This window comes from Hyphomicrobium sp. 1Nfss2.1, assembly GCF_965243865.1.
Classification (GTDB): Bacteria; Pseudomonadota; Alphaproteobacteria; order Rhizobiales; family Hyphomicrobiaceae; genus Hyphomicrobium_A.
Genome location: NZ_OZ251603.1, coordinates 1,508,681 through 1,522,295, shown reverse-complemented (window position 1 = coordinate 1,522,295; position 13,615 = coordinate 1,508,681). Strand labels below are relative to the sequence as shown.

At 62.7% G+C, this 13,615-nt stretch carries 11 protein-coding genes; 6 read left to right on the top strand and 5 right to left on the bottom strand.

Annotation, left to right across the window (positions count from 1 at the left end; all coding sequences use genetic code 11):
- Window positions 1–94 precede the first annotated feature (94 nt).
- Together ACP15D_RS07580 and ACP15D_RS07575 are read left to right on the top strand one after the other, a co-directional pair.
- The gene (locus ACP15D_RS07580; protein WP_424956925.1) at window positions 95–1,021 is read left to right on the top strand and encodes a sulfite exporter TauE/SafE family protein; all 927 of its coding nucleotides are present in this window, start codon (window positions 95–97) and stop codon (window positions 1,019–1,021) included.
- Complete coding sequence (locus ACP15D_RS07575) at window positions 1,021–1,872, top strand: TIGR02186 family protein (protein ID WP_424956924.1); 852 nt, start codon at window positions 1,021–1,023, stop codon at window positions 1,870–1,872. Before ACP15D_RS07580 ends, ACP15D_RS07575 begins: the two co-directional genes overlap by 1 nt.
- A 2-nt stretch (window positions 1,873–1,874) precedes the next feature.
- Here ACP15D_RS07575 and pdeM read toward each other — a convergent pair whose 3' ends face one another.
- Complete coding sequence (gene pdeM / locus ACP15D_RS07570) at window positions 1,875–2,597, bottom strand: ligase-associated DNA damage response endonuclease PdeM (RefSeq protein WP_424956923.1); 723 nt, start codon at window positions 2,595–2,597, stop codon at window positions 1,875–1,877.
- Window positions 2,585–5,161 carry a ligase-associated DNA damage response DEXH box helicase gene (locus tag ACP15D_RS07565; RefSeq protein ID WP_424956922.1) on the bottom strand — a complete coding sequence of 859 codons (2,577 nt, stop codon included), beginning with the start codon at window positions 5,159–5,161 and terminating at the stop codon, window positions 2,585–2,587. The genes pdeM and ACP15D_RS07565 overlap by 13 nt, the downstream gene beginning before the upstream one ends.
- A 134-nt stretch (window positions 5,162–5,295) precedes the next feature.
- Between ACP15D_RS07565 and ACP15D_RS07560 the strand changes: the two genes are divergently transcribed.
- Window positions 5,296–5,595, top strand: coding sequence for a DUF6460 domain-containing protein (locus ACP15D_RS07560; protein WP_424956921.1), 300 nt, complete (start codon window positions 5,296–5,298; stop codon window positions 5,593–5,595).
- A 7-nt stretch (window positions 5,596–5,602) separates the two neighbouring features.
- On the opposite strand, the gene ACP15D_RS07555 is transcribed toward ACP15D_RS07560, so the two are convergent.
- Both ACP15D_RS07555 and ACP15D_RS07550 read right to left on the bottom strand, forming a co-directional pair.
- Window positions 5,603–6,688, bottom strand: coding sequence for a quinone-dependent dihydroorotate dehydrogenase (locus ACP15D_RS07555; RefSeq protein WP_424959189.1), 1,086 nt, complete (start codon window positions 6,686–6,688; stop codon window positions 5,603–5,605).
- Window positions 6,685–7,044 (bottom strand): DUF952 domain-containing protein, encoded by a 360-nt coding sequence (locus ACP15D_RS07550; protein ID WP_424956920.1) that lies wholly within the window; start codon window positions 7,042–7,044, stop codon window positions 6,685–6,687. The genes ACP15D_RS07555 and ACP15D_RS07550 overlap by 4 nt, the downstream gene beginning before the upstream one ends.
- A 229-nt stretch (window positions 7,045–7,273) precedes the next feature.
- On the opposite strand from ACP15D_RS07550, the gene ACP15D_RS07545 reads away from it, so the two are divergent.
- A complete protein-coding gene (locus ACP15D_RS07545; protein ID WP_424956919.1) occupies window positions 7,274–9,028 on the top strand; it encodes a DUF262 domain-containing protein in 1,755 nt (584 codons plus the stop codon).
- Window positions 9,029–9,080: 52 nt separating this feature from the next.
- Here ACP15D_RS07545 and ACP15D_RS07540 read toward each other — a convergent pair whose 3' ends face one another.
- On the bottom strand, window positions 9,081–10,733 hold the full coding sequence (locus tag ACP15D_RS07540) for a lysine--tRNA ligase (protein ID WP_424956918.1): 1,653 nt from the start codon (window positions 10,731–10,733) through the stop codon (window positions 9,081–9,083).
- Between the two features lie 214 nt (window positions 10,734–10,947).
- Here ACP15D_RS07540 and ACP15D_RS07535 point away from each other — a divergent pair, with 214 nt between their 5' ends.
- Together ACP15D_RS07535 and ACP15D_RS07530 are read left to right on the top strand one after the other, a co-directional pair.
- A complete protein-coding gene (locus ACP15D_RS07535; RefSeq protein WP_424956917.1) occupies window positions 10,948–11,319 on the top strand; it encodes a tellurite resistance TerB family protein in 372 nt (123 codons plus the stop codon).
- A 123-nt stretch (window positions 11,320–11,442) separates the two neighbouring features.
- On the top strand, window positions 11,443–13,602 hold the full coding sequence (locus ACP15D_RS07530; RefSeq protein ID WP_424956916.1) for a putative bifunctional diguanylate cyclase/phosphodiesterase: 2,160 nt from the start codon (window positions 11,443–11,445) through the stop codon (window positions 13,600–13,602).
- The last annotated feature ends 13 nt before the right edge of the window (window positions 13,603–13,615 follow it).

Sequence of the window (13,615 nt, the reverse complement as noted above, 5' to 3'; positions counted from 1 at the left end):
ATGGGGAGTGGCTTGCGCCTTGACCGGAGCGAGCCATGGGAGCATCACGCGGGCACCGTTGTCCGCCGCAAGTCATTCGCGCAAGTATCTGCTGATGAACATCTACCTGCCGATTGCCGAGATGTCCGTCAACGCGGCGCTCTTTCTCGGCATGGGCTGGGCGGTCGGTTTCCTTTCGGGAATGTTCGGGGTTGGCGGTGGCTTCCTGCTGACGCCGTTGTTGATGTTCATGGGCGTGCCGACTGCGGTGGCCGTCGGTACTGGCTCGATGCAGATTCTGGCCTCGTCGGTATCGGGGGCGGTCGCGCAGTACCAGCGCAATAACGTCGACATAAAGATGGGTGCGGTGCTGGTCGTGGGCGGCGTCGTCGGATCGGTGGTCGGCGTTTCCTTGATGAAGATCCTGCGCCAGGTGGGCCAATTCGACCTGTTCGTGGCGTTGAGCTACGTGCTGTTCCTCGGCGCCGTCGGCGCTTTGATGATGATCGAAAGCGTCGGGACAATCCGCAAGCGGCAGACGGGGCAAGCGTCACCGCGCAAGACCGGGCAGCACAGCTGGGTGCACGGTCTGCCTCTCAAGATGCGGTTCCATCGATCGAAGCTCTATATCAGTGCCTTACCGCCGGCGATGATCGGCGCGTTCGTTGGCTTCATGGCGGCAATCATGGGCGTGGGCGGTGGCTTCGTCATGGTTCCGGCGATGATCTACCTGCTGCGCGTGCCAACGAGCGTGGTCATCGGCACGTCGCTGTTCCAGATTACGTTCGTGATGGCGGTGACGACGTTCTTACAGGCGGTGCAGAACAAGTCTGTCGATGTCGTGCTGGCGCTGCTGCTTATCGTCGGCGGGGTGATCGGGGCGCAGTTCGGCGCTGCGGCAGGGGCAAAACTCAAAGGCGAGCAGCTGCGTTTTCTGCTGGCGGGGCTGGTGCTGCTGGTCTGCCTGCGCATCGGCTGGGACCTGATGAACAAGCCTGTGGAGATCTACTCCATCGGGCCGGTGATCGGGGGGGCGAACTAATGGCGCGGACGCCGCTCGCTCTGCTCGTCATCCTTGCCATGCTGCTGCCGGCGCTGGCGCAAGACTCTCGTGCGCCGCGCGTCGGGCCGCCGCGTCCGGCGGCGACGCCGAGCGCCGATGCACCGTTGGAGACCGTCGAAGCGGACGTGTCCACGCGTACCCTGGAAGTGACGACCGGCTTCACCGGGCACGAGATCATCGTTTTCGGCGCCATCGACAACAGCCAGGCGCCCGAGGGCGATGCCAACTATTACGATGTCGTGGTGGTGGTCGAGGGAACGCCGTTCCCCATTGTCGTGCGGCGCAAGAGCGATGTGGGCGGTGTCTGGATCAATACCTCGTCGGTGACGTTCAGCTCGGTGCCGAGCTATTACGCCATCGCGTCGACGCGACCGATCGAGGAGATCGCCGGGCCGAGCGTCCTGGAGCGCAACGCTATCGGGTTCCAGCACATCAAGATGACGCCGAGCGCAAGCTACAAGGGCGTGCTCAAGGAATACGAGGTCGCCGCTTTTCGTGACGCCGTCATCCGCTTGAAGAAGAAGCAGAAGCTCTACGTCACCGAGCCGAAAGATGGCGTTGTGTTCGCAGGGCGCAGCCTGTTCCGCGCAGCCATTCCGCTGCCGGCTAACGTGCCGGTGGGACCGCTGGTGGCGCGCACATACCTGTTCCGCAAGGGAGAGGCGGTCAGCGCGCACATCGCACGCGTGACGCTGCACCGCGCGGGCCTCGAGCGTGTGGTGCACAACTTCGCGTTCCTGCATCCGGCAGGGTATGGCCTGTTCGCCGTGCTGGTCGCGGTGGGATCGGGGCTGCTTGCCTCGACGTTCTTCAAACGGCGCAACGCGTAAGATCAGTCTTCCTTCAGGAGACGCGTTGCGACCGGGTAGAGGCCTTCCTGGCCCAGTATCCAGACATGCATGCCATCGTTGCTGAACAGCGGTTCGAACGCGTCTTCGAGGATATTGAGGCCCCCTGTGTAAGTGCCGAAAGCCGGCATCACGAGGCGACGGCCGTTGCCGACGAAGCAGGGGCGGCGAAGCGTGTAGCCGTACATGGAGAGCTTGGCAGCGGGATGCAGATGCCCGGCGATCTCGTGTGTTACGTGGCCGGGCCGGGGCTCGTGGCGCAGGACGATGCCTTCGACCTCTATCTCGGTGACGACAGTGCCGCCGAGGCGTGAGCCGATCGAAGGGTCGTGGTTGCCGGTGACCCAGATCCACTCGCGCTCGTCCTGCATGATCTGCAGGATCTCGATCTCTTCCAGGCCGATGCGCGCGGAGGCATCGACGTCGTGCAGGCTGTCACCGAGCGCGATGATGGTTGCGGCGTCCGTGCGGTCGATGGCTTCGGCGAGTTTCTGCAGCGTCTCGCGGGTGTCGTAGGGTGGAACGAGCTGGCCGCGGCTGGCGAGGGAGGAGCCCTTTTCAAGATGCAGGTCGGCGACGATGAGCACGTCCTCGCTGGGCCAATAGAGGGCGCCGGACATATCGGCCCGAAAGCGCTTGCCGCAGACGGAGATTTCCTGGTCCTGGAAGTCGTCATAGGCGAGGCGCTCAGGTTTCAGTTCGAGCATTGCGTCTCCTCTATCGGGCCCTGGAGCCGCGACATGGCCGCAGCTTCACGCAGCAGATCCTCCCGCGCGAAGCCAGCGACAGCCTCTTTGCCCATCTCCAGAAGGATCGGCACGGAAAGCGGCGACAGTCTGTCTAATGGTTGATGCCTGATTCTGCCGTTGATTCGGCGCAGAAAATCGCCCAAGCGGGCAATGTCGAGCAGGCCTGTGGCCGCATCGGCCCAGGCGGCCTCAAGAAGGATGTGGTGGGGATCGTGGCGGCGAAGCACGTCGTAGATGAGGTTGGTCGATAGCGCGACTTGGCGCCCGGTCTTCTCTCGACCTGGGTGGCGACGCTCGACAAGGCCGGCGATGAGCGCGACCTGGCGGAAGGTGCGCTTCATGAGGTTCGATTCCGCTAGCCAGGCGTCGAGGTCGTCGCCGAGCATGTCCTCGTCGAAAAGATCATCGAGGTCGAGCTTGCCCGAGGCGACGAGAGCCGACAGATCGCCCAGTCCCCAGACTGCCATGCCATAGTCGTTGGCGACGAAGCCGAGGGGCGAAGCGCCAACACGGTCGAGGCGGCGCGTCAGCAGCATGCCCAGTGTCTGGTGCGCGAGCCGGCCTTCGAACGGATACGTCACAAGGTAGTGGCAGTTGCGGCGGGCGAAGGTTTCGACCAGCAATTCGTCACGACCCGGGATGGCGGAGCGCTCCTCTTGCAGTTCCAGCCATCGGGCGACCGACGAGGGCAAGCGGTTCCACTGGGAGGCGTCGGCGAGCATAGCGCGCACGCGCTCGGCCAGATGCGTCGAAAGGGGAAATTTGCCACTGTTGTAACTGGGTATGACAGGATCGCGGGCGCTGGCCCGGCTGACGAATGCTTCGTTCTCGCTCATGCCCTCGAAGCGCAGCACCTTCCCTGCAAGGACGAAGGCGTCGCCGGGGCGAAGCTGCTCGATGAAGTATTCGTCGACCTCGCCCATGACGCGCCCGCCGACGAAGCCGTGGCGCATGGCGGCTGAGCGTCGGCCGGCGAGCCGCACCTTGATAGTGGGCGCGGCGACGATGGTGCCGGCATTCATGCGGTAGCTTTGCGCGAAGCGGGGATGGGCGATGCGCAGACGCCCGTCGGGCATGGCCTTGAGCTTGGCGTAGCGCTCGTAGCTCTTGAGTGCATAGCCGCCGTCGGCGGTGAAGCCGAGCACACGGCCGAACGTGGCTCGGTCGAGCGCGGCATAAGGGGCCGCGGATGTCACCTCGGCATAGAGCGCGGCGGGATCAAAGGGGCCGGCGCAGGCGGTGCCGAGGATGTGCTGGGCAAGCACGTCGAGGGCACCGCGCCGCGAGAAGGTGACGTCCTGGGCGCCGGCTTCGGCGGCATCGACGGCGGCGCGGCACTCCAGTACCTCGAAGCGGTTCGAGGGTACGAGAAGCGCTTGCGATGGCTCATCAAAGCGGTGGTTGGAGCGGCCGATGCGCTGGATGAAGCGGCTGGCCCCTTTGGGGGCACCAACGTGGATGACGAGGTCGACGTCGCCCCAGTCGATGCCGAGGTCGAGGGTGGAGGTGGCGACGACGGCGCGGAGTGTGCCGGCGGCCATGGCGGCTTCCACCTTGCGGCGCTGCTGGGCGTCGAGCGAGCCGTGGTGCAAGCCGATGGGCAGGTTCAACTCGTTGACGCGCCAGAGGTCCTGGAACAGCAGCTCCGCCTGCATGCGCGTGTTCACGAACAGGAGGCAGAGCTTGCGTTCGGCGATGGCGGCATAGATTTCTTTGATGGCGTATCGGGTGGTGTGGCCGACGCCGGGCATCGCGTCGTCGAGTTCGAGGATGTCGATTTGCGGCTTCGCCCCCCCGGCGATGTGCACTAATTCGGCCATCTCGATCCGGTCGCTGGGCGTGGCCTGGGGAGCCAGGTAGGCGCGTAGCTCAGAGGGCCGGGCGACGGTGGCCGAAAGGCCGACAGTGCGCAAGCCGGGCACGATGGCCCGCAAACGCGCAATGTTCAAAGCCAGCAGGTCGCCGCGCTTGGTCGAGGCGAGGGCATGAAGCTCGTCGAGAATGATGGTGTCGAGACCCGCGAACAGTTCGGTGGCGTCGGGGTGGCTCAGGAGCAGCGCGATCTGCTCCGGCGTCGTCATCAGGATATCGGGCGGCGTGTGTCGTTGCCGCGCGCGGCGCGCAACGGAGGTATCGCCGGTGCGCGTCTCAGTGCGGATCGGAAGCTGCATCTCGGTGATGGGCGCGGTGAGATTGCGGGCGACGTCGACTGCGAGAGCTTTCAGCGGGGAAATATAGAGCGTGTGCAAGCGCTGGGACCGGTTGCGGCGCGGCCCTTCGGCAAGGCTGACGAGGCTCGGCAGGAACCCGGCGAGCGTCTTGCCAGCACCGGTCGGAGCGATCAGTAAGGTGGAGCGGCGCTCTCGCGCGGCTTCAAGCAGGGCGAGCTGGTGCGGCCGCGGTGCCCAGCCACGTGCCGCGAACCATCCGGCGAAGGGTTCGGGAAGCAGCGGCTCGGCCGTCCGCTGGGGATCGGAGCGGCGACGCTTGGCGGTGCTCTTAACTCGTTTCGTCGTCGTCAACTGATCATGCCACGCTGTACTACCGGACGCGTTCCTGTCGAAAGCCCCCGCCAACTGTGCTAATGGCGGGACACGACATTAGCCGGTAGATATAGGGACGCCGCTAGTTCGGCGCGCGAGAGGAGAACGACCCCATGGACCGCACTACGTTTCTCGGCGGGAGCGTGCTGGGGGTTCTCGTCCGGCTCACCATACTGTCGATCGTGGTCGGCATCATACTATCTGCGCTCGGCATCACGCCTGATAATTTCTTCTATCAGATCAATGTGCTGCTCCGTCGCATTTATGATCTGGGCTTCGGGGCGATCGAGTCGGTGCTGGGCTACTTCATTCTCGGCGCGATGGTGGTGGTGCCGGTCTGGTTCATTGCGCGGCTGATCAAGGCTAGCCGCGGTCCGGACGACCCGCCAGCACCGCCCTCAGGAACGCGCTAACCTTAGGCTACCCTTCGAGCGGCTTTGCCGCCCACTCGTCGGCACGCCGGCCGACGAGGTCGCCGATCGCGTGCACGTTGTGACGGCGTACCGCATCGGCCATCGTTGCCTTGATGCGGCCGATGAGGCTCGGGCCTTCGTAAATCAAGCCGGTGTAAAGCTGCACCAATGTGGCGCCGGCTTCGATCTTGGCGAGCGCGGCGCCACCGCTGTCGATGCCACCGATGCCGATGAGCGGGGTTCTCCCCCCGGTCGCTCGATAGACCCGTGCCAGCGTGATGGTAGAGCGGTGGAACAGCGGGCGACCGGAAAGGCCGCCGGCTTCGCGCGCGTTGCTATCGCGCAGACCGTGGCGCGATAGGGTCGTGTTCGAGATCGCGATGCCGTCGACGTTTTGCTCGGTGAGGACAGCGAGGACCTCGACGAGCAACTCCTCGGGAATGTCAGGTGCAAGTTTAACGATGATCGGACGTTTGGGCTTCCCAGCGTCCATCTGTTTCGTTCGCGAGGCGAAAACGCGCGTCAGCAAATCGCGCAGGGCGGCCGGGTCCTGCAAGTCGCGCAAGCCCGGCGTGTTGGGCGAAGATATGTTGATCGTGAAATAACTTGCGACGTCATAGAACGTGTCGATGCCGCGCACGTAGTCAGCGATGCGATCGGCTGCATCCTTGTTGGCGCCGATGTTGACGCCGACAATACCTTGGCGCGGCCTGCGCCGCAGACGCTCCAGAGCGGCATCGTGTCCGCTGTTGTTGAAGCCGAGACGATTGATAACGCCGTGATCGTGCAGCAGCCTGAACACGCGCGGCTTCGGGTTACCAGGCTGGGGCAGCGGCGTGACGGTTCCGATCTCGGCGAAGCCGCAGCCAAGCCGCAGAATTGCGTCGGGCACGCGCGCGTCTTTGTCGAAACCAGCAGCGATTCCTATGGGATTGCTCAGAGTGAGACCTGCAAAGCTCGTCGCGAGCATTGGAGGATCTGGTGGCGCGTTGGGGTGGGCGCCAAGTTCGAGGGCCCTCAGAGTGAGCTCGTGCGCTTCCTCTGGTGCAAGCAGCCTAAGTGCGCGCGGCGCGAGGTCAAACAGTGCCTTCAACATTGAAATCCCTCGGGTAGTCTGGGAACGCCGTCTTCGTCGAGGCGCAGTGAATGCGTCGCTGTCGCGATTGCTGTAGGCAGTGCACTATAGAGGTGTGGGAATTCCTCGCCGCCGCGCGATATTTCCCAGCGGAGCGCGTCGCCAAGTTCGTGCGCGTTAAACTGTATCAACAGCAGGTCATTCTGCCCGCGAAAGTGTTTGGCCAGCGTTCCGGCAAGTTGTGAGGCAAGCGACAAATGGATAAAGCCGTCGCGTTGATCGTCGGCTGACCCGGTAAAAGCACCAGCTTGACATGCGGCTTCCCACACAGCGCGCGGTGATACCTTGAAGACAACTGCGCGAGAAGTTTTCATCGCACACCCAAGCACAATGGCAGCGACAAAGTTGCGCGCGTGTTGTGCGCGTCTGTCGCAGCGTCGCGGAACTGCCGCTGTCGATCAACATTGCGCGAGCCATGTGCTGTCGAACGCTGCTTTTCAAAGATCGTATCTGTCATGGTGCGTGCAGTCATGGTAGCTTCATAGTTCTGGCGCTCGACGAGTGGACTTGGCATTTGCTAAGGCCGAAACCAAAAGAAGTTATATGTTCCCCGGTCTCCCTACAGCGTCTCTGACACTAACGCATCTCTTCTCGACTCCATTCCACTTCTCCGTGCCCTGTTACCAGAGGCCGTACTCGTGGACCACAGTTGAGGCTGGACAGTTGCTGCAGGATCTGCTTGCGGCGGCTGGTGTTGGCGGCGTTACGGACGCAGCAGAGCCCGACTATTTCCTTGGCGCCATACTGCTACTGGATGGAAGCGGCGGCGACCTGCCGGTGGCGCGCGACCGCGAGCCGCGGATGTTCGAGATCATCGACGGACAGCAGCGTCTGGTGACCCTGGCGGTGCTCGCGGCTGTTCTTCGGGATCTTGGGACCGAGCGTTGGCGCTGGGGTGCGCGCAATCGTCTCGATGAACTCGTCGCTGCCGATGCTGGAGCCCTGAGACAGTTCGGGGCACGCTTCCGCGTAGAGGTGAGCGCGGGTGAGCAAGCATTCCTCGAGAACCATATTCAGGCGCGCGGTGCATGCCTCAGCAATGTCGATTCCGGTGCGCTGAGCGAAGCCGAGGATCGCCTGCTTATGGTGCGCGATCTTTTCGTAAGCGAGCTCTCGGTGCTCGACGAGAGCGACCGGCGGCGGCTGACCGACTATCTATGCGATCAATGTCATTTCGTCGTCGTGCTGACGCGGGACATCGATAGGGCGCACCGTCTTTTCACCGTTCTGAACGAGCGCGGTCGCTCGCTGCAGCGCAACGATATCCTGAAGGCAGAAGTGCTAAAGGGAGTCCCCGAGCAGCGACGGGCTGGTGCAATCGAGAAATGGGACAACGCAGCGCGGCTGCTGGGCGCGCGCTTCGAGACGTTCTTCAGCCATGTGTTCGCTGTCTATGGCCGCGGCGACACGAAGATCATCGCCGGCGTGCGGCGGACGATCAGCGAGGCGGGTGGGCCGGAAGCGTTCTTGAACAACATCGTCGCCCCACTGTCTCAAGCTTACGACACGGTGCTGCGCGCAGGGGACGTCAGTCTCAATATCGATCCTGAGGTGCGACGCTACCTCGTCTACCTGGGGCGGCTGCCGGAAGGCGATTGGGCGCCGGCTGCCATGCTGGTGATGCAGCAGTACAGCGAGGATCGGGGACGGGCAAAGCTGCTGCTCAAGGAGATCGACCGGCTCGCGCATCTGTTGCGCGTTCTGTGCGTCGGGTCGGGCAAGCGCGTGCGGCGGATGTCGGAGGTCGTGCAGATCATCAGGTCGCGTGCGCCGGTGAGGCCGGGAGAAGGCCCGTTCGCACTGTCACGCGATGAGATCCGCAACATCGGCTATCACCTGCGCTCGATGTATCGACGCGACGCTCAAGTGTGCAAGCAACTGCTGCTGCGCCTCAACGACGAGCTGACGCGCAGTACGACTGTGCTCGATCCGAAGGATTACAGCGTCGAGCATGTGCTGCCGCAGCGTCCCGGTGCGACGAGCGAATGGCGGCGCTGGTTTGCCGATGCGGAAGAGCGCGAGATTTGCACCGAGAGTCTCGGCAATCTCGTTGCCGTGACGCAGAAGCAGAACGACCGCGCCCGTAACCAAGAATTCCATCGCAAGCGCGAAATCTATCGCGGTGGCGTCGATGATCCTCCGGTGCTGGCGATTACGCGCGACGCCGTGGAGGCGAGCGTGTGGTGCGCCGACGAGATCCGCGCTCGCGAGGCCAAGCTGTTCGGCCTCATTCGCGATACGTGGGGCGTCGAGGTTGCCGGGATGCAGGGCGTCGGCACGCGCAGTGACGTGGCGTGAAAGAGGCTTGCGGCGACAGACGAGGCGGGCTCAGGCTCGCCCCGGTCTGTGATCACGTCGCTTTCGTCAGCTCGCCGGCGAGTGCTTTATCGATCAACGCACGTGTTTCGTTGATGCCATAGAGCTCGATGAAGCTGCCAAAGCGCGGCCCCTTCTCTTCGCCGAGCAATACTTCATAGATGGCATTGAACCAGGCGTTCGAAACGCCGGGACGCTCTGGCGTTGCGCCTTTGGCGTTGAGATCCTGATAGCGCGGCACCGAGCGGCCAACGTCGTAGACGAGGCCTTGCAGCTCCTCGGCGGTCGCGTCCGGACTGGCGGCGGCAAGGGTGTCGGACAGCGCGCGCAGGGCGGCAGTCTCGACGTCGTCGGCGTGGCGGTACTTTTTACGCGGCTTCACGAAGTCGGCGTAGTAGCGCACGGCATAGCCGGCCATCTCGTCCAGCAGCGGATGTGTTTCGGGGCTGACGCCTTTGACGTGGCGGCGGATGAAGCCCCACAGCACTTCCTTATCGTCGGCGTTGGAGGCGGCGACTAGGTTGAGCAGGAGCGCGAACGTGATCGGCACATTTGCAGGCGGTGGGTTGCCGGTGTGAATATGCCAGACGGCGTTATCCAGCTTGCCCTTGTCGTCCTGGCGGCCATATGCCGAAAGAAGCTGCAGGTATTCATCGACGGCGCGCGGGATGACGTCGAAGTAAAGGCGCTTGGCCGTCTTCGGCTTCTGGAACATGAAGAGCGCAAGGCTTTCAGGGCTTGCGTACTTCAGCCACTCGTCGATCGTCAGGCCGTTGCCCTTCGACTTGGAGATCTTCTCGCCCCTGTCGTCGAGGAACAGCTCGTAGTTGAAACCTTCGGGCGGGGTGCCGCCGAGAGCCTTGCAGATGCGTGATGAGAGCTGCACGGAGTCGATGAGGTCCTTGCCGGCCATCTCGTAGTCGACGTCGAGCGCTGTCCAGCGCAGGGCCCAGTCCGCCTTCCACTGGCACTTGACCGCGCCGCCCGTGACGGGGGTTTCCACCTTCTCGCCGGAGTCGGGATCGATATAGACGATGGTGCCCTTGCGCGGATGGCGTTCGACCATCGGTACCTGCAACACCTTGCCCGTGCGCGGCGAGATCGGAAGGAAAGGCGAATAGGTGGCGCGGCGCTCCGGGCCAAGTGTCGGCAGGATGATCTCCATGACCTTGTCGTAGGCGTGGAGCATCTTCAGGAGCGTCTCGTCGAAGCGGCCGGACTTGTAGGCCTCGGTCGCCGACATGAACTCGTAGGAGAAGCCGAAGCGATCGAGGAAGTCGCGCAGCATGGCGTTGTTGTGATGCGCGAAGCTTTCGAACTTCCCGAACGGGTCGGGCACATTGGTCAGCGGCTTTTCGAGAGCTGCGTGAAGCAGCTCTTGGTTCGGGACGTTGGAGGGGACCTTGCGCAGGCCGTCCATGTCGTCGGAGAAACAGATGAGGCGCGTTGGCCACTTGCCCTCGGTCAGCAGCTCGAAAGCGTGGCGGACCATGCTGGTGCGGGCGACCTCGCCGAAAGTGCCTATGTGCGGTAAGCCCGACGGGCCGTAGCCCGTTTCGAATATAACGGCCTTTTCCTCGCCGCCCTTTATCTTCTCCAGCCGCTTGATAAGCCGACGCGCCTCCTCGAAGGGCCAGGCCTTCGCGTCGGCGAGAGCAGAGGTTGGGGCAGGGACGGGAGACGACATCGCGTATTGTTTTCTATGTCTGGAGGAGGTTGCAGGCGTGGAAACGAAGTGGCGGGAACCCTATGTTCGGGCCGGCGCATACGTCAACGTCATTGCGTCGGAACGGGCGCCATGACGCGGCGCCAATGCCATAAGCGGAGGCTCAAGACCAGTGCTGGCCGATCAACCCTCACCCGCGGCGACGCTATCGCCCCAAGAGGCCCTAATCTACGCGATGGTGGCCGCAGCGGCGGCTGACAGGACGATCGCGCAAATCGAGATCGAACGGATGCATTCGATGGTGCGGGAGCTTCCTGCTTTTCGCGGGGTCGATGACGCCTGGTTTGGGCGCGAAGCGCAGGCGTGCGGAAAGCTGCTTTCACGCCCCGACGGTGTGAACAAAGTTGTCCGGCTCATTGGTGAAGCGCTGATCGGGGAACTACGCGAGACCGCTTATGCTCTGGCGGCTGAAGTCGCCGCGAGTGACCTGGCGTTGCAGGCGGACGAAAAGTCGTTCCTCGATCTTCTGGGGGACGGCCTACGACTTGATGAGTTGACCCGCGCTGCACTGCAGCGCACGGCGCGCGTGCGGCACCGGTCGACGTGAAGCTCAAGAAGTTTCGTAGCGAAAAATGAGAATCATTCTGTAACTTATTCTTTATATGGTTAGATGAGTTTGTAATCGAGTGCGCGCGGACTCGCGGATTGCAACACGCATGGCCTTTTGCCGATGACAGCGCGTGAAGATGTTCTGAGACTAGAACACGCGCCCCATACGCCGATTGCTCTCTTCGATGAGGTCGGCCGACTGCGCGGTTGGTCTCCCGCATTCGGTGAGGCCTGCACTTTAACCGCCAATCAGCTCGCTCATAGGCACGTCTGGGATCTCTGGCTCGACCTCGACGCCGAGCGGTGGAACGACATCTGGCAAAAGGTGCACGCGAACGGCCTGGCGATCGTCATCCAGGTGAAGGAGCGTTGCTCGTGCCAGGGATGCAACGAAATCGTCGAGTTGGAGATTGGCCGCTTCCTTTATGACGAGCGGTGGTTCGCCAAGATCGAGTATCGCCGAGCTGCTGCTTGGCGGTTGCACCTGATCCAGCAAGAGGTGCTGGAGGCGATGGCTTACGGACTGCCGTTGAAAGCCATCATGGATACGCTGTGTCGCAAGGTCGAACAGTTAGCGCCATCCGTCACCTGCTCGGTATTGGAGGTCGATCCGCAGCTCAGGCTGCGCCATATCGCCAGCCCCAGTCTCCCTGAAGAATATTCGGCGGCGATCGACGGGTTGCCGATCGGTGCGAAAGCGGGTTCTTGCGGCACGGCAGCCTATCGCGGTGAGCCCGTGGAGGTCGTCGATATTGCGACCGATCCCTTGTGGGAGGACTACAGGCAACTCGCGCTGCCGCTTGGTCTGCGCGCGTGCTGGTCCAGCCCGATCAAATCTTCCGATGGCCGCGTGCTGGGCGCGTTCGCGTTCTACTATCCGCGCTCGCGAGGACCGAATCTGCTCGAGCGGCAGATCGTGCGCACGTGCTTGCACTTGTGCATGATCGCTATGGAGCACGAAGAGACCCGTAGCCGAGCGTACGAGTACGCTTTTTCTGATCCGCTGACACGGCTTGCCAACCGTACGCGCTTCCAGCAGCGTTTGAGCGAGCTCCTGGCGCTTGTTGCGGAAACCGGTCAGAAGGTTGCGGTGCACTACGTGGGCCTGGATCGGTTTCAAGCCATCAACGAGATGCTCGGGTATGCGGCCGGCGATGAGATTCTGCAGTCGATCGGCAGTCGATTGGCGACCCTTGTCAGGGACCGTGAGGCTCTGGCGCGCATCGGCGGCGATGAATTCGCCCTGGTCCAAGTCGGCGATCTGAAGGACGATGATGTTGCCGGGCAGGCACGACGCATCGGCGCCGTCGTCGAAGAGCCTTTCATCGTCGCGGGGCAACCGTTGCAGCTGGGGGCTAGTATCGGGATCGCGATCGGACCAGAAGATTCGAAGACCGCTGATGTGCTCATCCACAATGCGGCTCTGGCCATGCGGCGCATGAAGGAGTTGGGCCGCGGCACCTACGTTTTCTACGAAAAGCAACTGAATGAGCGGATGCAGCGGCGGCGGCGAACCGAACTGGATCTGCGGAACGCGCTGTCGCGCGGAGAGCTTGAGCTCTATTTCCAGCCGATCTTCAGCTTGAAGACCGGGGCGATCGAGCAGGCCGAAGCGCTGTTGCGATGGAACCACCCCGAACGCGGCATGGTATTGCCTTCGGAGTTCATTCCCCTGGCGGAACAGTGCGGGCTCATTCAAGAGATCGGTGAATGGGTCATACGCAAAGTGTGCGCGCTGGCTGCCAAGTGGCCGGGATCGGTTGGTGTCGCGGTCAATCTTTCTCCATTGCAGTTCGAGAACAGCGATCTCGGAAAAGTCGTGGCTTCGGCTCTAGAAGTCTCCGGCCTTGACCCGTCTCGCCTGGAATTGGAGATCACCGAGTCCGTTCTCCTTCGGGATTGCGCGATCAGTATTGCCATCCTCGATGAACTTGCCGAACTTGGAGTTTCTATTGCTCTCGACGATTTCGGTACGGGGTTCTCGTCACTCAGCTATCTGCAGCGCTTCAAAGTCGACCGCATAAAGATCGATCATTCCTTCGTGCGCGACATGAATACCAGCGAAGGCTCGCTGAAGATTGTGCGTGCCATAGTGATGCTGGCGCACAGTCTGGGTCTCAAAGTCACCGCCGAGGGCGTGGAGACCGACGATCAACTTGCAGCCGTGCGTGGAGAAGGCTGCGATGCGGTGCAGGGCTTCTACACCGGGTTTCCCTGCTCGCTCGCCGAGTTCGTCGAGCAGCTGGAGCGAGTTAATGGAAGCGCGGCTCCGGCTGCCTGATTAGGCAAAAATC